Here is a 24,180-nt window from a genome sequence, read left to right on the forward strand (position 1 = left end):
CAGTTAACCAATAAAAAATAATATGAATTATAAATTCTGGCAACGAAAAAAGGATGCCACAAAAAAGAAAAAAACAAAGACAAGGGAATGGGTTGACGCCATTGTTTTCGCTGTTGTAGCAGCTACCATCATCCGTGTTTTCTTTATCGAGGCTTATACCATTCCGTCAGGATCAATGGAGCGTTCTCTATTAATTGGCGATTTTCTTTTCGTGAGTAAAGTAAACTATGGTGCCCGCATCCCGATGACACCTGTAGCATTTCCATTTGCGCATCATACTATGCCACTTACTACGTCAACAAAAGCTTATTGGGACGGCGTTCAGTGGAAATATCATCGTTTACCAGGTTTGTCAGAAATTAAGCGAAATGATGTAGTGGTGTTTAACTTTCCTGAAGGAGATACCGTAGCGGTAGAAAATCAATCAGATAGTTATTACAACATGGTACGCAACATGGGGCGTGAACAGGTTCGAAGCAACTTTACCATTGTCGATCGTCCGGTTGATAAACGTGAAAACTTCATTAAACGGTGCATCGCGATTCCCGGAGATGTAATCTCCATGAGTAATGGGGTGGCATCGGTAAATGGCAAACAAGAACCTTTAAAAAATACCGGCATGATGCCTTATCGCGTCGTTTTTAAAACAATGGATTTTAACTACGCTGTGTTAGATGAATTCAAACTTGATTTAGGTAACAGTCCGGCTATTTCAGATAAAACCTATATTGTAAACGCTTCACCGGAAATTGCTGAAAAACTGAAGACATTTGATTTTGTGGGCTCGGTAACCTTAAGTCCTGATGCACCAGGTCCTGAACAAGGCGGTGTTTTCCCACACGATCCAAATCGGGTTTGGAATCGGGATAACTTTGGTCCGATTAAAGTTCCTTCGAAAGGTTGGACGGTTAAAATCGATAGCACTACTATGCCACTTTATTACAGAGCAATCAGAACTTATGAAGGTAATAAAGTTGAGAAAAAAGACGGTGTATGGCATATTAATGATAAAATTGCAACCAGCTATACATTTAAAATGGACTACTATTGGATGATGGGTGATAACCGTCACAATTCTGCCGATTCCCGCTACTGGGGATTCGTTCCTGAAGACCATATTGTGGGTAAAGCATTATTCATCTGGATGAGCATTGACAGCGACGCTTCGTTCTTTAGTAAAATACGCTGGAGCAGGTTATTCAAAGGAATTGACTAGTTTGATGATCTAAATCCAAACAAAAAAAGGCTTAAAGAAATTTAGGCCTTTTTTTGTTTGGAAATTACTTTTAAAAAAAATTAATAAGTTGGCGAATGTTTTGAATTTATTTATTAAGTTTGTTTATAAACCAAATAAATATGTCTGTCATTATTGAGAAAGGTCAACGCTTAAGGGCCGACATTATCAAACATCTTTATTATAAAAAGGCTTTATCGCTAACTGATTTAAGTAAGCTTACTAAAAAAAGTTTGCCATTGGTTACCTCATTAGTAAATGTTTTAATTGCTGAAGGTTATATTCTTGAACAAGGCTTAGCGCCTTCAACGGGTGGCAGAAGGCCATCTATGTATTTGCTTAATGCTGATCATCAAAAATATATTGTTGCCGTAGCCATGGATCAGCTCATTACCAGGCTAACGATCTATAACCTTTCCAGAAATGTGGTGATTCCAATGCAATATCTGGAATTTGATATGTCGGATGAGAACAGTGATGTTTCAGCGCTCATCGATTTCATTAACCAAAGTATTGACGAATCAGGCATCAATAGAAAAAATATTGTAGGGGTTGGAGTAGGTATGCCGGGTTTTGTAAATGCAGAATTAGGAGTAAACTTATCTTATCTGCCTGTTAAAAAGGGCGATACCCTCCGCGAATACCTCAGCAAAAAAATAAAACTACCAGTATCTATCGATAATGACTCCAGTTTAATTGCACTGGCTGAATTAAATTTTGGGGAAGCGATTGATCTGAAAGATGCTATGGTGGTGAATATTGGATGGGGTACAGGTTTAGGGATGATTATGGACGGTAAACTTTATCGCGGAAGCAGCGGATATGCAGGTGAGTTTAGCCATATCCCTTTGTCAGACAGCAATAATCTGTGTTCATGCGGGCGGCGGGGTTGCCTTGAAGTAGATACCTCATTGCTCGTAATGGCGGAGAAGGCTGAAAAAGCACTGGCAGAGGGTAGTGAATCAAACATGAAAGAGCTTTTCAAAGATAAAAGCAAACACCCGAGAGATCATTTTTTAGATGCTGTGATTGCACAAGACCCTCTGGCCATTTCTATTCTGTCAAAAGCGGGCTTTCAGCTTGGCAAAGGACTGGCTACATTAATTCATATTCTAAATCCGGAATGTATTGTGTTGAGTGGCAGAGGTGCCAAGGCTGGTCAAATGCTGTTGCCATCCATTCAGCAAGCCATTAATCAATTCTGTATCCCTCGTATTGCGGGGCAAACCACTATAAAATTATCTACGCTAACTGATGAGGCTGAGCTATTGGCGGCCGCAAGTCTGATTGTAGAACATAGTCAATTTGAATAAGCATAAACTATTAATTATGGATATATAAAAGAACCAAAACCAAATCCCTAAAACAACTAATCAAAACCCTAACTAAAAAAATATGAAAAGAGTGTACTTAAGGTGCTTGAGTATCTTGTTGTTAACCATGTTAACAATAACATCCTACGCACAAAAAACAATCACCGGAACGGTGAGAGATGCATCTGGACCGCTTCCAGGTGTGAGCGTTTCCATCAAGGGAACAACAAAAGTTACCCAAACAGATGGTAGTGGAAAATTTTCTATTGCCGTATCTCCAAAAGAAACCCTGGTTTTCTCGGCAATTGGCTATTTAAGACAGGAAGTTGCTTACAATGATCAGGCTACAGTAAGCGTAACATTAAAGGAAAGTACTAATCAGTTAGATGAGGTTAGTGTTGTCACAACTGCCTTAGGCATCAAAAGACAAGAAAAATCTTTAGGTTATGCTGTGAGCACTGTTACAGCGAAGCAACTAACAGAGGCGGGTAATACAAATTTTGCATCTGCATTGTATGGAAAGGCAGCAGGTGTGAAAATTACGACGGCGCCTGGTGGTGCAAGTAGTGCGGTAAACGTTCAGATTCGCGGTATTAATTCCATTAATTATAATCAGCAACCTTTATATGTTGTTGATGGTGTAATGATTAGAAATGATGGTCAAAACGGTGCTGCAGGAGCTAATAATAACAACTACTGGGATGATCAGCGTGTTCGTGGAAATGGTATTTTAGACATTAACCCGGCAGATATTGAAAGTTTAACAGTATTAAAAGGTGCTAGTGCATCTGCTTTATATGGGTCTGATGCAGCCAGTGGTGTGATTGTCATTACAACTAAAAAAGGGTCAAAAAGTCGCGGTTTAGGCATCGATTTTAACTATCAGGGTTCGATTGATCAAGTTGCTTTCTTGCCTAATTTTCAGAATACTTACGGGCCTGGATACGATAGAGAAACTAACGTAGCGAATGGTGCAACAGAAGATGGTTGGATTGCTGATCCATTATCGCCAACTGGCTTAAGACCATACTTTAGAGCTTATGCTAATTTTGGTCCTAAAATGGAAGGACAGCAAGTAAGATGGTGGGATGGTTCTATTCGCCCTTATTCACCTCAACCCAACAATTACAGGAATGTTTATCAGGATGGATATACCTCAAATGCGAATATTGCCATATCAAACCAAACTGATGCATTAAATTATCGCTTTTCTGCAACAAGGTTAGACTATAAAGGTACACAGCCTGGTAATACGGGTTCTAAAAATACCTTCAATTTAAACTCTACAATCAAAATAGCTCCAAAAGTCTCTGCTGATGTTATCGTAAGTTATGTTAACACGAAAACGGTAAACAGACCATATCAGTTGGGTCAGGTTTTGGGCTCATTCGCCGGTTTTTTTAGTCGTGCAGAAGATATGAGTTTGATGAAAGAAAAATACCAAACCAGTAATGGTTACAAGTATTCTACTTTTGATCAAACTGCTCGCCCTGAACCATTTGTTTACAATATCAGAGCGACAAATTTGCTGGATTTTTACTGGCAACAATTAAAAAACAATTATCAGGAAAACGAGAATAGGTTATTATCTAGTTTCACTTTAAATTATGATTTTGCAAAAAACCTGAAATTTAGAGGTCGTATTGGTAATGACTATACAAGCATAAAAGCAGAAAACAGACAGTTTACTGAAATTCCTAGTGCATTAAATGGTAACACGAGTACAGGTTCTTACACTACTAATCAAGGCCAATATGCTATATTGTATGGTGATGCATTGGTAACTTATTCGAATAGAATAGGTGAAGATTTCGGATTATCTCTAAGCGGAGGTTATCAGGGAAGAAAAGAAACATTTAAAGATTTAAGATCAAATACCAGAGATGGATTAGTTTCTGAGAATTTCTTTGCATTATCCAACTCATTTAACGTTGCAGAAACAGCAGAAACAAGAAAAGAACAATTAAAATATGCTTATCTGGGAATTGCAAACTTTAGCTATAAGGATTTCCTGTTTTTGGAAGCTACTGGTAGAAGAGAATATGTTTCTACATTACCTCCTCAAAACAACCAATATTCTTATTTCTCTGTAAATACCGGTTTTGTATTTAGCGATATTGTTAAGTTGCCATCATTCTGGGAGTATGGTAAATTAAGGGCATCGTATGGCGTAGTGGGTAATGCCCCTCCAATTTATGAAGCTAACATTGCCTACACTCAAAACTCGCTTCAAAGTGTAAATGGTTCAGTTCCATCGATTGTTACCGCCAGATCTTTTGGTAATTTAAATTTATTGCCGGAGAAAAAACATGAGGCTGAATTTGGTTTAGAAACACGTTTCTTAAAAGGTAGATTAGGTTTTGATGTTAGTTATTATGACAACAAAATCAAGAACCAGATTTTACCGCTTGATGTAACCTCAACAAATGGTGCACAAAGTCAAATCATAAATGTGGGCGAAATTGGGAACAGAGGTTTTGAGGTGGCATTAAATGCTACTCCAATTGCCGGCAAATTTAGATGGGATACCCGTTTAAACTTCTCCACCAACAAATCTAAAGTGAACTCCTTAAAAGATGCCAATTCAGAAATTAACTTCTATAGCTCGGATCAGGCTACTGCAAAAATCGTAGCAAAAGCAGGTGAAGAATTAGGTAACATTTACATTCGCCCAAGAAAAACCGATGCTAACGGAAATTATTTAATTAATGATGATGGTTTTTATGTAATGGATAATTCGGTATATGTTAAAGCTGGAAATATTATGCCAAAGGCTGTTGGTGGTTTTTCCAACACATTAAGCTATAGTAATTTTGCTTTAGATTTCACTATTGATTATCGTTTTGGCGGCAAAATGATTGCTCCAAACTTAAAGTACATGCGTGGTGCAGGTATGCTTGAAAATTCAATGGAATTTAGAGATGCTGAAAACGGTGGGTTAACTTACACAAGCAATGGTAAAACCTACAACGATGGTGTATTGTTACAAGGGGTTAACCAAACAACAGGCTTGCCAAATACCAAAATACTTTCTGCTGCTGATTATTATATCACAACTTATAACTGGGGTGAAGGTTCATTGACGGAAGCAGAAATTTTCAAAAATAACTACATTAAAATGAGGGAAATCACCCTAAGCTATAAAATACCTGCAACCTTTACCAAAAAGATAGGTATCACAAACCTTAGGTTTTCATTAATTGGACGTAACTTATTTTACATCCACCGTACCTTAAAGGATTTAGATCCTGAGGCACCTCTGGGAAATAAATGGTGGTCTCAAGGTGTTGATGTAGGTTCTACAGCAGCTTCAAGAAACTTTGGTTTCTCACTTAACGCTAATTTTTAACCAACTAATCAATAAGAAATTATGAAAAAGTTATTTATAAAAGCAAGCTTTCTTTTAATTGCAATATCGACTGTAGTTGGTTGTAAAAAAGAACTTGATGAAAAATTTAATAATCCGGAAAAGGTTTTAGATCCCAGTTTAAATGGATTATTCACCGGTATGCTCAATAACGACCGTGTTGCGGCTAAATATTGGAATGTACGTACGTTTTTAACACAAATGCCAGGTGTTTATGCACAAACAAGTTATATAGCAAATGGCAATACCATTTATCAGCAAAGCGATGGCTATTCTCAACAATATTGGGATGATTTTTACAGCACTGGTGGAAATGGTAGTGGTGTATTGGCTCAATACAGAACAATGGAGGTTAAATATCAATCGTTATCTGCTGCTGAACAAGCCAATCAGAAAGCAATCATGCAAGCTGCCAAAGTTGTTTTGATTGAACAGGCGGCGAAAATGGTAGATTTATGGGGTGATATTCCATACACTGCAGCAGGTAGCTTAAACTTAAGCAGTACAATTAGCAATCCGAAATACGATGAGCAAAAGGCATTGTATACTTCTTTTATTGCCGATTTGGAAGCGTTAGCAACTTACTTCAACACCAATACGACAACATCAGCTTTTTCAAAATCTGATATTCTGTTAAAGGGAAGTATGAATATGTGGGCTCGCTATGCAAATTCATTGCGCCTGCGTTTATTAATGCGTATTTCCAGAACTGATGAAGCAACCGCCAGAACAGCAGTTTTAGCCATGCTTGCTAATCAGGCTACCTCGCCTTTAATAGATGGCGATAACACAGCCGAATACAACCCGGCAACATCAGATGTTTTATTACAAACATTAACAAACAGTACAAGTGATTTGAGAGATGCCTTTTTTGAAGGTAGCTGGTATGCTACAGATTATGCGTTAAATACTTTGATGTTACCAGCCAATGATCCAAGGATTCCGGTTATTTATGATAAATTTGGTAGAACAGTAAAGATTAACAACAGGGATGTATTTGTTCAGAATGCCAACTATAGAGCAATGCCAATCACATTTACAACTGCTCAGCAAGAATCTAGCTTCGCGGATTATTCTGTATTGGATTCAGCAACGTTTTTGTTTAACCAAAAGTTACCAGGCATATTAATTACCTCATCAGAAGTTAATTTCCTAAAAGCAGAAGCCTTTGAAAGATGGGGAAATACTGCTTCTGCAAAAACAGCATATGATAAGGCTTTAAGACAATCCGTTACTTTTTATCATTACCTTAATAATTTAAATCAAGGTGGCGGTTACCGAAATGTAACAGCACCTTCTGCATCAGTTGTAGATGCATGGGTGAATTCTTCTACAGCAACTTATACAGGATCTTCTGCGGCTAAACTTACCTTGATTTACAACCAGAAATGGCTTCATTACGGAGTTTTACAATCAACAGAAGCGTGGTCTGAGTATAGAAGAACGGGCTTCCCTCTTTTAACTTTTCCAACGGCAGGAAAGTTATCAGGTTTTGATACGCCGCCAACAAGATTGATTTATCCTGCGAAGGAAAAAACACTCAACAGTGAAAACTATCAGGCAGTTGTAAGTAAAGACACCAGAAAAACAAAAATTTTCTGGATGCCCTAGTTGAATAATTCATTTAATCCCAGTCATTTGGCTGGGATTTTTATATTTTAAGATGAATAGAAAATTAATTATTGTTTTTGCGTTCCTATGTTGCTTTGTGTTTTCGTTTGCACAAGAACGCAATGATATCATGCAACAATCGGCCACTTACGAATGGCCAAAAGATCAACTGGTAAAAGACAAATTAGATCAATGGCAGGATAAAAAGTTTGGAATGATCATTCACTGGGGATTATATGCCATTCCGGGTATCATCGAATCGTGGTCTATCTGTTCAGAAGACTGGATTGAAAGAGATTCTACGGTTTCTTATGAAAACTATAAAAAGTGGTACTGGGATTTCAGTAAACAATTTAACCCCACAAAATTTAATCCTGAACAATGGTCTGCCGCTGGCAAAAATGCCGGAATGAAATACCTGGTTTTTACCACGAAACACCACGATGGATTCGCCATGTTCGATACCAAGCAAAGTGATTTTAGCATCGCCAAAGGTCCTTTTGCCAGTAACCCCAAAGCTGATGTAGCCAAATACGTTTTTGATGCTTTTAGAAAAGATGGTTTCATGATTGGTGCCTACTTTTCTAAACCCGATTGGCACTCGCAATATTATTGGTGGCAAAAATATGCTACAGCAGATCGCAATAACAATTATGATATCCGGAAATATCCATGGCGCTGGAACAAATTCAAGGATTTTACTTACAACCAGATTAGCGAACTGATGAATAACTACGGAACTGTAGATATCTTATGGCTCGATGGCGGATGGGTTCGTCCGTTGGAAACGGTAAATGAAGAAGTGTTGTCATGGGGCGCTAATATTCCGAAATGGAGCCAGGATATTGATATGCCTAAGATTGCTGCAATGGCCAGAAAAGCGCAACCTGGCTTATTAATGGTTGATCGGACGGTTCATGGCCCCTTTGAAAATTATCAAACACCCGAGCAAAGAATTCCGGAAAAGCAATTGGATTATCCCTGGGAAAGTTGCATGACGTTAGGCGGAGCATGGGGTTTTGTTCCCAATGATCAATATAAATCATCAACCGAAGTAGTACACAAGCTGGTGGAGATTGTAGCCAAGGGAGGAAGTTTATTACTCGGTGTTGGTCCGAAACCAGATGGAACCTTGCCAGAACAAGTTACGCACCAACTCAATGAAATAGGAAAATGGACTTCAAAAAATGGAAAGGCCATTTACGGTACCCGGATTACAAAATACTATAATGATGGACAAACCTGGTTTACTCAAAGTAAGGATGCCAAGAAAATCTTCGCCATCTATTGTTTAAAACCTAATGAATCTGTTCCAACAAACTTAAAATGGAAAGGTAACACACCTAAAAAAGGAAGCGATATAAGGCTTTTATCAACGGGAAAAAAGATAAAATGGCAAAATGTGAATGGTGAAATTATTGTTTCACTTCCAAAGATTGAACAAACCGCGGCCTTAGCTTTCGAATTTACGGCTCCATAATATCCCAGTTAAAATGAAAATAAAAAACATCATCCTTTCTGTTGGATTTAGTCTTTTCGTTCTTGGGGGTCTTTCTGCATCCGCTCAGCAAAAAACAAAATTAATTTACAAAGACGCAAAGGCGAGTATTGATGATCGGGTAAAAGATTTACTGGCCAGGATGACACCAGAGGAAAAATTCTGGCAGTTGTTTATGATTCCTGGAGATTTGGATGGCGTAGATAAAAAGCGGTATCAAAACGGAATATTTGGTTTGCAGGTAAGTGCCGTGGCACAAGGTGGTGGCGGAGCCAACCAAATGTTAAGTTACAATACCACTGAAAATGCCTTTACGCTTGCTAAAAAAATCAATTCCATACAAAAATATTTTATCAATGAAACCCGTTTAGGCATTCCAATTATTGCTTTTGATGAAGCCCTTCATGGCTTAGTTCGACAAGGCGCTACTGCTTTTCCGCAGGCAATTGGTTTGGCTGCAAGTTTTGATACAACAAGCATGGCTAACGTTGCCAATGCTATTGCCCGGGAAACCAAATTAAGAGGGATAAGGGATATTTTGACTCCTGTTGTCAATATTGCTTCAGATGTGAGATGGGGCAGAACCGAAGAAACTTATGGCGAAGATCCCTTTCTTTCTTCGCAAATGGGACTTGCCTTTGTCAGTGCGTTTGAAAAACAAAATATCGTAACCACACCCAAACATTTTATTGCCAATGTTGGCGATGGTGGCCGGGATAGTTATCCGATACATTATAACGCCAGGTTGATGGAAGAGATTTACTTTCCGCCATTCGAGGCTACCATTAAACAAGGTAAAAGCCGGTCGTTAATGACAGCCTACAACTCGCTTGATGGAACCCCTGCAACTTCCAATTATCAGTTGCTTACCCAAAAATTGAAAAACGAATGGGGTTTTAAAGGTTTCGTAATTTCTGATGCAGGCGCTGTTGGAGGAGCAAGTGTGTTGCATCACACTGCAAGCGGATATTCGCAATCAACCATTCAGGCTATGGAAGGCGGACTAGATGTGATCTTTCAAACAGAATTCGATCATTATAAATTATTTATTCCACCTTTTTTAGATGGTTCAATTTCGAAACAACGCATAGATGATGCGGTTTCCAGGGTGCTGCGGGCAAAGTTTGAATTGGGTTTATTCGAAAATCCTTATGTTTCAGAAAAGGATGCGCAAAAGGCAGTTACAGATAAAAGCCATAAAATCATCGCCAAACAAGCGGCTCAAAAATCTTTCGTATTACTCAAAAATAACGAAGCCATTTTGCCATTTAAAAACGTCAAAAATATTCTTGTGTTGGGCGAAGATGCCATTGAAGCTCGTCTTGGTGGTTACAGTGGTTCAGGCAATGGAAAAGTGAACATGCTAGATGGAATTAAAAAAAGAGCAGGCGCTACGATAAAAGTAAATTATGCAAAAGGCAGTAGCCGCAATCCGCAATTGTATAAGCCCATTCCAAAAGCTTATTTGAAAACAGATACTTCCAGTGGATTAAAAGGGGAATATTTCAATAATTTAACATTATCTGGCAAGCCCGATCTCATCAGAATTGATGAACAAATCAACTTCATGTGGACACTCTATGCGCCGGATCGGAACTTATCAAAAGATCAATATTCTGCCCGTTGGACAGGTAAATTAATGGCTCCGAAAACAGGAGAATTCAAAATTGGGCTGGAAGGAAATGATGGATTCCGCTTATTCATCAATGATCAACTGGCCATCGATCAATGGGAAAAAACATCTTACCATACCCGGTTGATCCCTTACAAATTCGAAAAAGGCAGAGAATACATTATCCGAGTAGAATTTCAGGAAACTAGGGGCAATGCTTATATCAAATTAATTTCCAATTTAGATGTTGAAGATCGCCAGGAACAGGAATTAACGGAAGCTGTTGCGCTGGCAAAACAGGCGGATGCTGTGGTTATTGCTGCCGGAATTAAAGAAGGAGAATTCCAGGACCGTGCCATGCTCAGTCTTCCGGGAAACCAGGAAAGACTAATCACTGAAGTGGCCAAAACTGGCAAACCAGTGGTGGTTCTATTGGTAGGAGGAAGTGCCATTACCATGAGCAACTGGATGGATCAGGTTTCGGCTATCGTAAATGTCTGGTATCCTGGCGAAGAAGGTGGCAACGCCATAGCGGAAACGCTTTTCGGAGACTATAATCCTGGCGGAAGATTACCAATTACTTATCCCATTCACGAATCTCAGCTGCCGCTAGTTTATAACCACAAGCCCACCGGAAGGGGAGATGACTACAATAGTTTGAGTGGCGAACCATTATTCCCTTTTGGTTATGGATTAAGTTATACCAGATTTGAATACAGTGATTTGATTTTAAGTAAAAAGGAAATTAAAGTGGATGAGAAAATCACTGCCACATTTAAACTAAAAAATACTGGTGCTTTGGCCGGAGAAGAAGTTGCTCAGCTATACATCAGAGACATGCTGGCAACAGTTGCAAGACCTGTTTTAGAACTAAAAGGGTTTAAACGCATCTTTCTTAAACCAGGCGAAACAAAAGAAATTAGTTTTGAAATTACACCAGATATGCTAAAAATGCTAAACGCAAATATGAAAGCTGTTGTGGAACCTGGCGACTTTAGAATTATGATTGGTGCTTCCAGTAAAGCGTTAATCCTTAAGGAAACGCTTCGGGTTCAATAAGATTTTGCCTTTTTATGGTAGGTTAACCATATGTACTTAGTTAGTTATCGCCGTGAGTGCTGGTTACACTCGCGGCTTTTTTTATGGTTAACTGAGGCCTTGAATGCCCAACTTTAAGGCCAATTCATTCAAATCATTTACCACTACATCAATTAATGGAATTCCGCTTACTTTTCTTTCCTGCTCAAACTCATGCTCAGGTTCACCTGGAATAATTACTTTTTTATCAGGATCCATGGTTTGAGCATTTTTAAAACGTTCTACCCAATTATCGAGGTGCTTTTTAAAATCTTCAGCTGGGCGGAAACCATCAACACGCATGGCACCTAAGAAATGACCCAAGCCTTCTCCAACCGGATTTGCTGAGGGCTCTAAAAAGGCTACGAAGGGTGGGACCCAAGGTCCGTAATTTGCTCCGGAAAGCACAGCTGATAAAATATCAACTGTTGCACTTAATCCATAACCTTTATGGCTGCCATGATCCTTATCACTTCCCAGTGGTAAAAGTGAGCCGCCGTTCTTCAACTCGTTTGGATCGATTGAACTCTCTCCATTTTTATCCTGAACCCAACCATCAGGAACGGGTTTGTTTGCTCTCTGTGCAATCTCTAATTTTCCATTTGCAGCAGCTGATGTAGCCATATCTACAATTACCGGGGGGTATTTACCTGCAGGGAAAGCATAACACATTGGATTTGTACCCAACAAACGTTCATTCGCATAGGTAGGGGCAACCAGCGGACTCGCATTAGTCATGCTGATGCCAATCATATCTTTTTCAACGGCCATCAAAGCATGGTAACCTGCAATACCAAAATGGTTTGAATTTTTAACAGAAACCCAGCCACTGCCATATTTTTCGGCTTTTTCGATCGCTACTTTCATGGCGAATGGCGCCACAACTAATCCTAAACCAGCGTCAGCATCAATGGTTGCTGTGGTAGGGGTTTCATGAACGATTTTAATGTTTGGCTTTGCATTAATCCTGTTCTTTTCCCATAACCTAACATAGCCACTCAACCGGGCAACGCCATGCGAATCTATCCCACGCAAATCAGAACGAACCAATACATCTGTAGCCAGTGTAGCATGTTCATCAGAGCAGCCCATTTTTTTAAAAACGCTGTAGGTAAAGTTACGGAGGTGTGATTCGGTAAAAGTAATGAAGTTCATTATATATTAATTTTTCGTCATTGCGAGGTACGAAGCAATCTCATAATCAGATTGCTTCGTACCTCGCAATGACGGTTTGTCTAGGGCAAAAGCAAAGTAAAATCGCCACCCAAAGGTTCAAAATTTTCGATGCAGGAAGAAAGAAAATCTTCCCCATAGTTTACATACATTGGGGCGAGGTTCATGGTTCTTTCTTGCATGGTTCCATTCGGGAAAAGTCGCCTTTTTACATTTTCTATTTGCATCAAAGCGGTTTCATGCTTGCGCTTTTCAGCTCTGAATAATTTCTTTTCTAAATTCTCAATTAAACGGTTAGTTTTTTGTTTTGCCGTATCGGTAGAAACAGAAAGGGTTTTATCAATCTTGTAGGCATTTAACTTAATCTGATCGAAAATACTGTTGATCGCCCTGGTTTCGTCGGCTAAACTTAATTGAGCGGTTGAGTTTTTCCTGACCCAAAGATTTTTTAATTCCTCGGTGGGCAAGAAAACATCTTCCAGCGAAAAACCCAGATGGTATAAATTTTCCGCACTGCGTTTATCAATCAGCAAAGCTGAATTTCGCAACAACAACACCGGGAAATCAACTTTATAGAAATCGAAATTTGCTTTCAATTGCATCCAATAAGCCACTTCGGCACCTCCGCCAATGTAGGCAATGTTTGGTAAAATCACTTCCTGGTACATGGGGCGCATCACCACATTCGGACTAAACCTTTCCGGATTTGATCCAATCTCAGCTTTTAATTCATCTTCAGTGAAACTAATGTCGGTATGGTTAACCAAATACTTTCCATTTTCAAAAACCAAACGCTCCCTCAAATCATCCTTTAAATAGAAAAAGTTGATATCACGACCATTTACCTGAGCCTTAAACCCTAATTCTTCCAGCTTATTTGAACTTTCTTCGATATTTCTTGAACTATTGTGTTCAACAATGTCGGCGGTGATGATAGGAGCAAATAGTTTTTTTAATGCCGGTTCATCAGCATTTACGATCACCAGGCCATATTTCTCGAAAAGTTTATTTACTAAATATCTGGTGGCATCCGCTAAATTATCATGTTCGAGGTAAGCTTTTTCTACGAGTTTAGCAATGTGTTTTCCATTTTTGGAGATGCCTAAATAGCCTTTATAGGCGGTAACAGCAGCGGCAACAGTTTTGGTACTCAATCTGCCTGTCGCACCATTTGTAGTTTGTATCCAGCTGATGTTTTTTTCATCAACGCTTACATGATTGATTTCATCAAAATCATGATCTTCGGTGGCCATCCAATATACCGGCACAAAATTCTTATCCGGATGTGCCATCTTCAATTCAATAGCTAAATTGATGGCGGTTACAATTTTGTAAATAAAATAAAGCGGTCCGGTAAAAAGGTTAAGCTGGTGACCAGTAGTCACGGTAAACGTATTTTCTAACGCTAAAAGCTCTATGTTTTTGGTTACTGATTTATTGGTTTGGATGTGCTGATACTGCTTTTTAAGCACCTCAACCAGGATGTTTCTGTCACCCAAGAAATTCCGTTTTTCAATGGCTTCGGCTAAGCCTTCCATATCAGGGCGATAACTGTAAAAAGCCTTAAGGGCTTCTTCGTTATTGATATAATCCAAAACCAGTTTCGAAAATGAACCGGTTTCCTGATAGGAGATATATTTTGCCTGCATAATTAGCGAAAGTACTGCAAATTAAGAATATTCATCATGCTGAATTACTATTTTACAATTGTTAAATAATTATAGATTGCTTTCCACTGCACCCACTTTCTCTCTGTATAAATCAATCGGTCTGTCTAATAGCACTGCGATAACGGTTAACTCTTTATCCAATTTATCTTTAGGAATATCGATATAAACGATTCCCGGAACTTCACTCCAGTACAGTTTATTGTAAACCTCATGGGCAAGCATTGTACCTTCGCCAACAACTCTTATTCTGCTGATCTTGTTTTTTAGCCCTTTGATAGCAATTGGTCCGGTTGGTGTGCCCTCTACAAAAAGATACAAGGTTTGCTTGTCTGCAGATAGCGCCGTATTGCCGATATAATGACCAGGAGGAATTCCTGCAGTAGTTTTGTATAAAGCTTCTGCATTTTTAACTACCCAGGCATTTATACTGTTTTTTGCATTTTTCACTTCCGATTTAAAACCTAAACCATCTGCTGCAAGATTTGTGTTATCGAAAATATTTATTCCGCTATTGATATTACCGGCGAGGGTTCGCAAGTTTAAGTTAGAAAAATCCATGGTATGCGTAACTTCAAATAATGTCTGTAAAGAAAGTGGCTGCTCCTTTTTCTCTGAGAACAAAATTTCTTTATTGAAGGAAACTTTTAGCACGGTGACATCATGATCAAAGTCATTTTCCTGAAGATCAAAAATATAATCCGTATCGTTAACCTTTGTCGATTTTAATTCAGATTTGCTGCCCACAACTTCAACCTTTTCTATTGTTGATTTAATGCCTTTCAGCAAGATGCCTTTTGTGGTTTTGAAATCAAGATAAATGTAGAGTTGTGTTTTATCTTTTGATAATGCTGTTTTTGCATTTACATGTCCCTCTGGAATTCCGGCCTGTGTTTCGTAAATAGCTTCGCTGTGTTTTTTAATCCAGCGCCCTAAATCTTTCAAAATTTTAACTTGCTCCGGTGCGATGGTTCCATCCGCTTTTGGGCCGATGTCCAACAACAAATTGCCACCCATACTGATACAATCTACCAGTGTTCTGATGATTATGTTTGATGATTTGTAATGGCTGTCGTATGGTTGATAGCCCCACGAATCATTCATGGTGTAGCAAAGTTCCCAATACTTGCCTTGCGGCCTTATGGTGGGCACACCTTGCTCTGGCGTTTCATAGTCACCATGTTGATCTAATCTTGCATTGATGATGATATTCGGGTTTTTAGCTTTTAGTATGCTATGAACTTTATTGCTTTGCCATTCTTCCGCTGTATGTTCCCAATCGCCATCGAACCAAAGCAAATCAGGATTGTACCTTGAGGAAAGTTCCTTAAGTTGTGCATGATAGTAGCTTACAAAGGTATCCCACCGTTTAGGTTCCTTGTTAATGTCGTAACGTTTTCGCTCCCGGGTAAAAATATCATAGTCTGGATAACTCCAGTCGGGAAGTGAAAAATAAAGCCCTGTTTTCAATCCTGATTTTTCAAGTTCGCTAACAAATGGCGTAATTAAATCTTTTCTTGCTGCACTGTGATTTAAGGTTGTGGTTGCTTTTGAGGCCTTACTGTCCCAAAGCGCAACACCATCATGATGTTTGGTAGTAATCACCGCATATTTAGCACCGCTTTCTTTAATAAGATTTACCCATTCCTGCGGACGATAATTTTCGGCACCAAATCCAGCTGATTGTTTCATGTAGGCGTCGTGGTTGATGTAGTTATTAAAAAATGACCACGATTCTGAAATCCCATTTACAGAATAAATACCCCAATGAATGAAAATGCCCAGTTTGGCATCAGCAAACCACTGCATTTTTTGTGGTTTTGGACTATTATTTTGTGCCCTGGCTTGTATGCTAATTAACAAAATAAAAGTTAACAGCCGATTTAAAATGCTCATTTAATTTTTTTAGATGACGATTAAATATAGCGCTTTGGCTGAAAAAAATGAAGATATTTTAGCACTTTGACATGAAACCTTTAATAGTTGTAGCACCAGAAACCAATTAAACGGGATAGGAGTGGCATATTTTTTTGCTGCACTCGACGGCTCAGAGTAACAGTAAAAAATAATGTATAACAAATAGCCCGACTTACATTGATTTGCGCAGCTTAAATGTTGTGTTAATATTTTTTAGTTGAGAAGAATTTAAGCAAAAAAAAACCGGCCTTGAATAAACAAGACCGGTTGTAAAATATTTGGTTTTAGTGATTTACCATTTTTTTCTGCGTTCGCCACTTCCACCTTCTCTGCTTCCACCTTCTCTACGTCCGCTTCCGCCTTTTTCATCACGGCTGCGTCCAGAGAAATCTCTGAAACCACCACCAGCGTTTCCACCTTCACGACTACCGCCTTCACGTCTTCCGCTACCACCAGATGATCTTCTGTCGCCGCCACGGAAACCACCGCCACCGCCGCCTCTGCGTTCACCGCCGAAACCACCGCTACGTCTTTCTCCGCCACCGCGTCTTTCACCACCATCACGTCCACCGTCTCCGCTTTTTTCGATACGAACCTGACGGCCATTGAATTCTACAGATTTAAATCCTTCGAAAACTTTATCAGCTACATCATCTTCTACTTCAAAGAAAGAGAAAACACCTTTTAAATCAATTTTACCAACGCTTTTGCCAGCAATTTTTCCGTTGTTACAGATAAATGATAACATGTCGCCACGGGTAAACTCATCTACCGAACCTAAGTTGATAAATAAACGGGTGTAACCTTCGCTACCACGTCCGCGTCTTTCACCACGCTCACCTCTTTCACCACGTTCATCGCCAACAGCTGCATTTAAATCAGGTGCTTTAGAATAATAGTCTAAGAAACGGTTGAACTCCAATGAAGCGAAACGTTTGATTACATCTTCTTTAGTTAAGTCAGCAAATTCATCCATAATACGAGGAATGTACTGATCGATTTGTTCGTTGTTAACTTCTACATTATGTACTTTATGTACCAATGAGAATAATTGTTTCTCACAAACATCAAAGCCTGTAGGAAGCTCAGCTTTGGTAAATTGTTTACCAATAATACGCTCCAGCTGGCGGATTTTTCCTAATTCTTTAGAGTTGATGATACAGATTGAAATACCTGTTTTACCGGCACGACCAGTACGGCCAGAACGGTGGGTATAACTTTCAATTTCATCAGGTAAAGAATAGTTGATTACGTGAGTAACGTTGTTTACATCAATACCACGGGCAGCAACATCAGTAGCAATTAACAATTGCATGTTACGCTCACGGAAACGTTGCATTACCTTATCACGTTGTTGCTGCGATAAATCGCCGTGTAAAGCATCAGCGTTGTAACCATCTTTAATTAAATGCTCGGCAACATCTTGTGTATCCAATTTGGTTTTACAAAATACTACAGCAAAAATTTCAGGGTTGAAATCTACAATACGTTTTAAGGCAGCATATTTATCACGGGCACGAACAATATAATATTCGTGTTCGATGTTAACGTTACCAGTGTTTTTTGTGCCCATGGTTAATTCAACAGGCTCATGCATGTATTTTTTAGCAATACGGCGAACTTCTGCCGGCATGGTAGCCGAGAATAACCAGGTTTTTTTGTCATCAGGAGTAGTTGATAAAATATCGTTGATGTCATCCTGGAAACCCATGTTTAACATCTCGTCTGCTTCATCAAGCACCACATATTTAACATTTGAAAAATCAATGGCTTTACGGCCAATGATATCCAACATACGGCCGGGCGTGGCCACTACGATTTGAACGCCTTGGCGTATTTCGCGTAGTTGTTGCATAATGTTCGCTCCACCATAAACGGCAACAACGTGGGCATTAGCAATGTTTTTAGAAAAGTTTTTAAGGTCGTTAGCGATCTGCAAGCATAACTCACGGGTAGGGCATAAAATTAATGCCTGTGGTTTATTAACTTTAAAATCGATTAGTTCTAACAGCGGCAAACCAAATGCGGCTGTTTTTCCTGTTCCTGTTTGGGCCAAACCAACAAAATCATTAGTGCCTTCTAACAGTACAGGAATACTTTGCTCCTGAATAGGCGTTGGAGTTTCAAATCCAAGCTCTTTTACGGCATTAACGACGTCATCACTTATCCCCAATAATTGAAATGGGTTTGTCATTCGTCTTTTATTTTAATTGAGCCGCAAAGGTACGGTTAATAATCCGTATTTTACTGATAGTTAAGGAAATAGTTTTTTGGGCTAAATATTTGAAAATAAGGAAGAAACAAAAGATACAAAAAAGAAGATGAAAAGTGGATGATGTGCAAGTTTAAAAATGCTTCTTAAAATCTTCTATAAACATTTCGTTTTGAAAAGCATAACATGTACGCTGTGCTGTAAAATAGGCCTGCTTTACACTGCAATATTTTTAATTGTTGCTGTCATACTGAGGACGAAGCATCTCTTTCATTCAGTTGAAGATGCTTTGTGCCTCAGCATGAGGTTATGGATAACAGATAAAAGTGTTTCCATTATAATCGGATTTAAAAGAAAAATTTTATAAATATTAACGCAACCTTTCTGCAGAGCGGATTAACCTTTCATCATTATTAATACCGAAAATTGCTAGCAATAAAAATAAGATTGCCACCGCAGGCAGGTAAGCACCAACGCCGAAAGATGCACCTTCGATGCCACCGGGAAGTTGTTTAAGGTAGATACTACACCAGACAGCAAAGCCTATAATTGCAACGATGGTAAAAATAATTATCTTCTTTTGTAGGCTTCTTCTTTTAAAATTAAAGATATTAATGAAGCAAATTAGTGTGATGAGTATAGCGGTGGATAATATTGGAATATTCGTTTTTACCAGTAAACCATCGCCGCTGTAAGATTGCTGAATTCCTTTTATATAAAGCGTTGATTCCTGAACGCCAAGGTTGGTTGCAATTGGTAAAAACAACATTAAAATTAAAACAATTGTTGCCAGTAAAAGCCAGATCGTTTGTATTCTTTGTATCATGTTAAGTTAATAAAGTGTACAAATATATATTTAATTCCATTTTACAGGCTTATCTAATAAAAGGAAAAAGTATTTTTGCATCGTTTTGAATAAAAAAAGGTATTTCATACAAATTGCGTACGACGGCAGCCAATATCACGGCTGGCAAATTCAACCCAATGCCGTTACCGTTCAGGAGTTGTTAGATAAAGCGATGTCTACTTTTTATCGACAGCCGATTGAAACGTTAGGTTGTGGTCGTACGGATGCTGGTGTTCATGCTACTGAATTTTATGCGCATTTCGACGTAGAAAATCTGGAAGAATCAAAAGTGTTGCAAGCTGTTGCAGGAATTAACGCAATGTTACCCTATCAAATCGCCGCAAAAAGAATTATTCCGGTTCACGAAGAAGCGCATGCCCGATTTGATGCCACTGCAAGAGCTTACAAATATTACCTTCATTTCGAAAAAGATCCTTTTAAATTAAACCGGTCATGGCTGGTTAAAGACAAGCTCGACTTAAATTTAATGAATCAGGCGGCGGCATTGTTGTTAGATTACACCGATTTTTCTTGTTTCAGTAAATCAAATACCCAAACTTTTACCAATAATTGTAAAATTGTAAAAGCTGTTTTTGAAGAAACAGATGGAGGTTTGGTGTTTACCATTGAAGCCGATCGTTTTTTACGTAACATGGTGAGGGCAATTATGGGTACCTTGGTCAGGGTAGGGAAATATGAAATCAACCTGGAAGAATTTAAAGCAGTAATTGAAAGTAAAAGCCGAAGCAAAGCCGGACAATCGGTACCTGCCTGTGGTTTGTATTTAGTGAAAGTAGAATATCCGTATTTGAGGTAGTTTGAAGTAATGAGTTGGCAGTTTCATTTACCATTCGAGATAAAACATGAAAATATTTATTAAACCTTTTTAGAAAACACTTTCCAAACCTATAACCTATAACCTATAACCTATAACCTATAACCTATAACCTATAACCTATAACTTATAATCCTTAAAAATGGCAGTAACAGGCGAAGTATACAATACAGGATTGCTAAAACGTATTTTTCAATATGTGAAGCCTTACCGTGCTGTTTTTGTATGGTCGGTTATTCTGACGATTCTGCTTGCTGCAATTTCTCCGGTTCGTCCTTTCCTCATAAAATACACACTTGATCATTATATTTTACTGGGTAATTATTCAGGTTTGGTAAAGATGACCATGCTGATGATTTTTATGTTGATCTTGCAAACGCTGATTCAATATAACCATACGCTTTTAACCAACACGCTTGGACAATCGGTAATCCGCGATTTAAGAATCAAAGTTTTTAACCATATTACCAGTTTACGTTTAAAATATTTTGATAAAACACCAATTGGCCAGTTAATTACCCGCACCGTTTCTGATTTAGAAACCATAGCTGATATTTTTTCTGAAGGATTAATTTCGATGATTGGCGATTCGCTGCAGGTGGTAGTAATCGTGGGCGTAATGCTCTACACCGATTGGGAGCTGAGTTTAGTGGTGCTTTTGCCAATTCCGTTGTTAATTATCGCAACACGGAAGTTTCAGAAAGCCATTAAAGTTGCCTTTCAGGAAATCAGAAATGAAGTTTCTAACCTCAATACCTTTTTGCAGGAGCATATCACAGGTGTTTCTATCGTTCAGTATTTTGCAAGAGAAAGACAGGAATACAAAAAGTTTTACGCCATTAATAAACGCTACCGCGATGCGAACATCCGTTCCAATTGGTATTATTCCATATTTTTTCCTGTTGTTGAATTAATTTCTGCCATGTCGTTAGGTTTGCTGGTGTGGTACGGTGCAAAAAGTATTCTGGAGAAACCGCTGGATGTTACACCCGGAACCATTACACAATTCATCATGTATTTAGGGATGGTTTTTACGCCAATCCGCCAGCTGGCTGATAAATTTAATACCCTGCAAATGGGTATGGTTGGTGCAGAACGGGTATTTAAAGTATTAGATACAGATGAGGTTACGGTGAATACCGGAACGGAAAAACCAGCCAAACTTGATGGAAACATTAAATTCGAAAATGTCTGGTTTGCCTATAACGATGAAAATTACGTGTTGAAAGACTTGTCTTTCGATGTTAAAGCAGGAGAAACAGTGGCGTTGGTTGGCGCAACCGGTGCCGGAAAGTCATCAACCATTAATATTCTGAATCGCTTTTATGAAGTGAAAAAAGGTGAAATTACAGTGGATGGAATTCGTATCGAAGATTTTGACCTCGACTATTTGCGGAGTAATATTGCTACCGTCCTGCAAGATGTTTTTCTTTTTTCAGATACCATTTTAAATAACATCACTTTAAATAATCCTGAAATTACAATTGAGGAAGTGGTAAATGCAGCTAAAAAAGTTGGTGCACACGAATTTATCGAACGTTTGCCTGGCGGTTATCAATACAATGTGATGGAAAGAGGTGCTACGCTTTCTGCCGGACAAGCACAGCTCATATCTTTTATTCGTGCCCTGGTGCACAACCCTGCCATTTTGGTTTTAGATGAGGCAACTTCATCTGTTGATACTGAAACCGAATTGTTAATTCAAAAGGCCATTGATAATTTAATGGATGGACGAACTTCAATTGTGATTGCACACCGCTTATCTACCATTCAAAAGGCAAATCAGATCATAGTATTAGATAAAGGTGAAATTAAGGAAAAAGGAACCCACCAACAATTGCTGAAGCTAAATGGTTATTACAAAAAGCTTTACGATCTTCAGTTCTCATCAGGAGGAATAGCAAAAAGTTCTTAAAAATGATTATGTTTGGTTTTCCTAACAAACCTGATCATTGAACGCCTCGAGAAATAGTGAGCACGATAAAATACTTTTTGACTTATTAAAGCAAGGAGATGAGGCCGCATTTGGTGAAATTTATAAACTTTATTGGGTAGAACTTTACAACGCGGCTTACAAGCGTTTGCCCGAAAAAGAGAAATGTCAGGACGTTATTCAAAACGTTTTTACCGATCTCTGGAACAGGAAAACGGAGCTTGATTTAGAAAAACCACTCGCTTATTTGCATACGGCTGTTCGTTTTCAAGTGTTGAAACACATTGCCAGAACGCCAAAAAACAACTATTTCGCTACATCTTTTGAAAATCAATTGATCTCTCCGCTTGATGCAGATGGTGCACTATTAGATCGCGAAGCAAAGCTTTTAATTGAATTATTTATCAAAGCACTGCCCGAAAAACGCCGAAAGATTTTTTTAATGCATTATTTTGAAGGTTTATCAACAGCGAGAATTTCCGTAAAGCTTAATATTTCTCAAAAAACGGTTCAAAATCAGTTAACCACGGCGACGCATGCGTTAAAATTCCGCTTAACCCACCTTTTTTTGCTTGTCGCTGCATTTTGCTTCTCATTCTTGAAATAAATTATCCATAGAAATTAATTCTTTGAAAAAAACTAAAATAATTTTGGGATATTTTTAAGTTTCTGGTACATGTATATATAAATGCCAGAACTATGGGTAAGTTTTTTCCTCAAAAAGATCTACAAAATATTATTAAACGTTATGTTGCCGGCCATGCAAGCGCCGAAGAAATACGTTTCATAGAGGAATATTATAATTTTTTGGGGGAGGGAGCGGATAAAACCGGTGAGACAGATGAAATCAGTAATCTTGAATTACAGACTTTCAAATCTATTCAAGCCAATATTGCTTCTCAGCAGAAACCTCGAAGTATACCTTTCTATAAATATGCAGCGGCTGCCGCACTATTGATCACATTATCGACTGGTTGGTATTTTTTATTAAATAGGAAATCGTTTACTACGGCAACGTTACCCTCAGCAAAAACTGAAAATCTTGATATTTTGCCAGGTACTGATAAAGCCACTTTAACATTAGCCAACGGAACAAAAATTGTATTGGACGATGAAACGCCTGAAAACATCAGTGATAGGCATGGCGTTAAAATTTCAAAAACCAAAGATGGTCTACTGGTTTATACTGTTGCAGGTAGCCAAGATTCATTAAATACTACGGCATACAATACCATAAGCACGCCGAAAGGCGGGCAGTACCAGGTTATATTGCCTGACGGCACAAAAGTGTGGTTAAACGCAGCATCATCATTAAAATATCCTGAAGTATTTTCGGGTAAACAACGCTCGGTTACCCTTATTGGAGAAGCTTATTTCGAAGTGGCAAAAAACAAGGCAAAACCTTTTGAGGTGGAGACTCAAAATCAACATGTGGTGGTATTAGGTACCCACTTCAATATCAATGGTTACATGGATGATCATACCATTAAAACTACACTGCTGGAAGGCCAGGTGAAAGTCAGTAATCTGAAATCTTCTAAAATTTTAAAGCCAGGTGAACAAGCCATTGCCGGCTTAGCAAAAAACTCAACAATCGATGTATCAACTGATGTAGATACAAATGATGAAACCGCCTGGAAAAATGGCCTTTTCCAGTTTAATGATTCTGATTTAAAGATTATTTTGAATCAACTCGAAAGATGGTATAATATCAAAATCGACTATTCTACGGTTCCAAACAAAAGGTATAATGGTATGGTACCCAGAAAATCAAAACTATCTGAAGTGTTAAAAATGCTGGAAAAAACAGGAAATATCAAATTTGAACTTTTAGAAGGTCGGCAGTTAAAAGTAATCGCTGATCATAAATAAAGAATAATCGGC

The 24,180-nt window shown here is 38.5% G+C and carries 15 protein-coding genes; 10 read left to right on the forward strand and 5 right to left on the reverse strand.

What is annotated here, in order from left to right; translation table 11 throughout:
* The first annotated feature begins 22 nt into the window (after positions 1–22).
* From lepB to EA772_RS10515, 6 genes are all read left to right on the forward strand, one after another.
* Positions 23–1,216, forward strand: coding sequence for a signal peptidase I (gene lepB, locus EA772_RS10490; RefSeq protein ID WP_124912992.1), 1,194 nt, complete (start codon positions 23–25; stop codon positions 1,214–1,216).
* Positions 1,217–1,356: 140 nt separating this feature from the next.
* Positions 1,357–2,547 carry an ROK family protein gene (locus EA772_RS10495; RefSeq protein WP_124912994.1) on the forward strand — a complete coding sequence of 397 codons (1,191 nt, stop codon included), beginning with the start codon at positions 1,357–1,359 and terminating at the stop codon, positions 2,545–2,547.
* Between the two features lie 127 nt (positions 2,548–2,674).
* Positions 2,675–5,896: a SusC/RagA family TonB-linked outer membrane protein gene (locus tag EA772_RS10500; RefSeq protein WP_246834087.1), complete on the forward strand. Its 3,222-nt coding sequence runs from the start codon at positions 2,675–2,677 to the stop codon at positions 5,894–5,896.
* Between the two features lie 21 nt (positions 5,897–5,917).
* Positions 5,918–7,525: a SusD/RagB family nutrient-binding outer membrane lipoprotein gene (locus tag EA772_RS10505; RefSeq protein WP_124912998.1), complete on the forward strand. Its 1,608-nt coding sequence runs from the start codon at positions 5,918–5,920 to the stop codon at positions 7,523–7,525.
* A 52-nt stretch (positions 7,526–7,577) separates the two neighbouring features.
* Complete coding sequence (locus EA772_RS10510; RefSeq protein WP_124913000.1) at positions 7,578–9,005, forward strand: alpha-L-fucosidase; 1,428 nt, start codon at positions 7,578–7,580, stop codon at positions 9,003–9,005.
* A 13-nt stretch (positions 9,006–9,018) separates the two neighbouring features.
* The gene (locus EA772_RS10515; RefSeq protein WP_124913002.1) at positions 9,019–11,694 is read left to right on the forward strand and encodes a glycoside hydrolase family 3 protein; all 2,676 of its coding nucleotides are present in this window, start codon (positions 9,019–9,021) and stop codon (positions 11,692–11,694) included.
* A gap of 87 nt (positions 11,695–11,781) precedes the next feature.
* On the opposite strand, the gene EA772_RS10520 is transcribed toward EA772_RS10515, so the two are convergent.
* The 5 genes from EA772_RS10520 to EA772_RS10540 all read right to left on the reverse strand — a co-directional run bounded on the left by EA772_RS10520 (position 11,782) and on the right by EA772_RS10540 (position 19,507).
* On the reverse strand, positions 11,782–12,867 hold the full coding sequence (locus EA772_RS10520; protein ID WP_124913004.1) for an Ldh family oxidoreductase: 1,086 nt from the start codon (positions 12,865–12,867) through the stop codon (positions 11,782–11,784).
* 80 nt (positions 12,868–12,947) lie between these two features.
* Positions 12,948–14,534 carry a bacillithiol biosynthesis cysteine-adding enzyme BshC gene (gene bshC, locus EA772_RS10525; protein WP_124913006.1) on the reverse strand — a complete coding sequence of 529 codons (1,587 nt, stop codon included), beginning with the start codon at positions 14,532–14,534 and terminating at the stop codon, positions 12,948–12,950.
* Between the two features lie 69 nt (positions 14,535–14,603).
* Complete coding sequence (locus EA772_RS10530; protein WP_124913008.1) at positions 14,604–16,448, reverse strand: alpha-L-fucosidase; 1,845 nt, start codon at positions 16,446–16,448, stop codon at positions 14,604–14,606.
* A gap of 313 nt (positions 16,449–16,761) precedes the next feature.
* Positions 16,762–18,663 carry a DEAD/DEAH box helicase gene (locus tag EA772_RS10535; protein WP_124913010.1) on the reverse strand — a complete coding sequence of 634 codons (1,902 nt, stop codon included), beginning with the start codon at positions 18,661–18,663 and terminating at the stop codon, positions 16,762–16,764.
* A gap of 388 nt (positions 18,664–19,051) precedes the next feature.
* On the reverse strand, positions 19,052–19,507 hold the full coding sequence (locus EA772_RS10540; protein WP_124913012.1) for a DUF4293 domain-containing protein: 456 nt from the start codon (positions 19,505–19,507) through the stop codon (positions 19,052–19,054).
* 85 nt (positions 19,508–19,592) lie between these two features.
* On the opposite strand from EA772_RS10540, the gene truA reads away from it, so the two are divergent.
* The 4 genes from truA to EA772_RS10560 all read left to right on the forward strand — a co-directional run bounded on the left by truA (position 19,593) and on the right by EA772_RS10560 (position 24,168).
* Complete coding sequence (truA, locus tag EA772_RS10545) at positions 19,593–20,345, forward strand: tRNA pseudouridine(38-40) synthase TruA (protein ID WP_210405089.1); 753 nt, start codon at positions 19,593–19,595, stop codon at positions 20,343–20,345.
* A 160-nt stretch (positions 20,346–20,505) separates the two neighbouring features.
* Positions 20,506–22,278, forward strand: coding sequence for an ABC transporter ATP-binding protein (locus tag EA772_RS10550; RefSeq protein ID WP_116169646.1), 1,773 nt, complete (start codon positions 20,506–20,508; stop codon positions 22,276–22,278).
* A 37-nt stretch (positions 22,279–22,315) separates the two neighbouring features.
* Entirely contained in the window at positions 22,316–22,903 is a 588-nt protein-coding gene (locus EA772_RS10555) for an RNA polymerase sigma factor (protein ID WP_124913016.1), read from the forward strand.
* Positions 22,904–22,995: 92 nt separating this feature from the next.
* Entirely contained in the window at positions 22,996–24,168 is a 1,173-nt protein-coding gene (locus EA772_RS10560; protein ID WP_124913018.1) for a FecR family protein, read from the forward strand.
* Positions 24,169–24,180: the final 12 nt, after the last annotated feature.

Source organism: Pedobacter sp. G11 (assembly GCF_003860265.1).
Lineage (GTDB): Bacteria > Bacteroidota > Bacteroidia > Sphingobacteriales > Sphingobacteriaceae > Pedobacter > Pedobacter agri.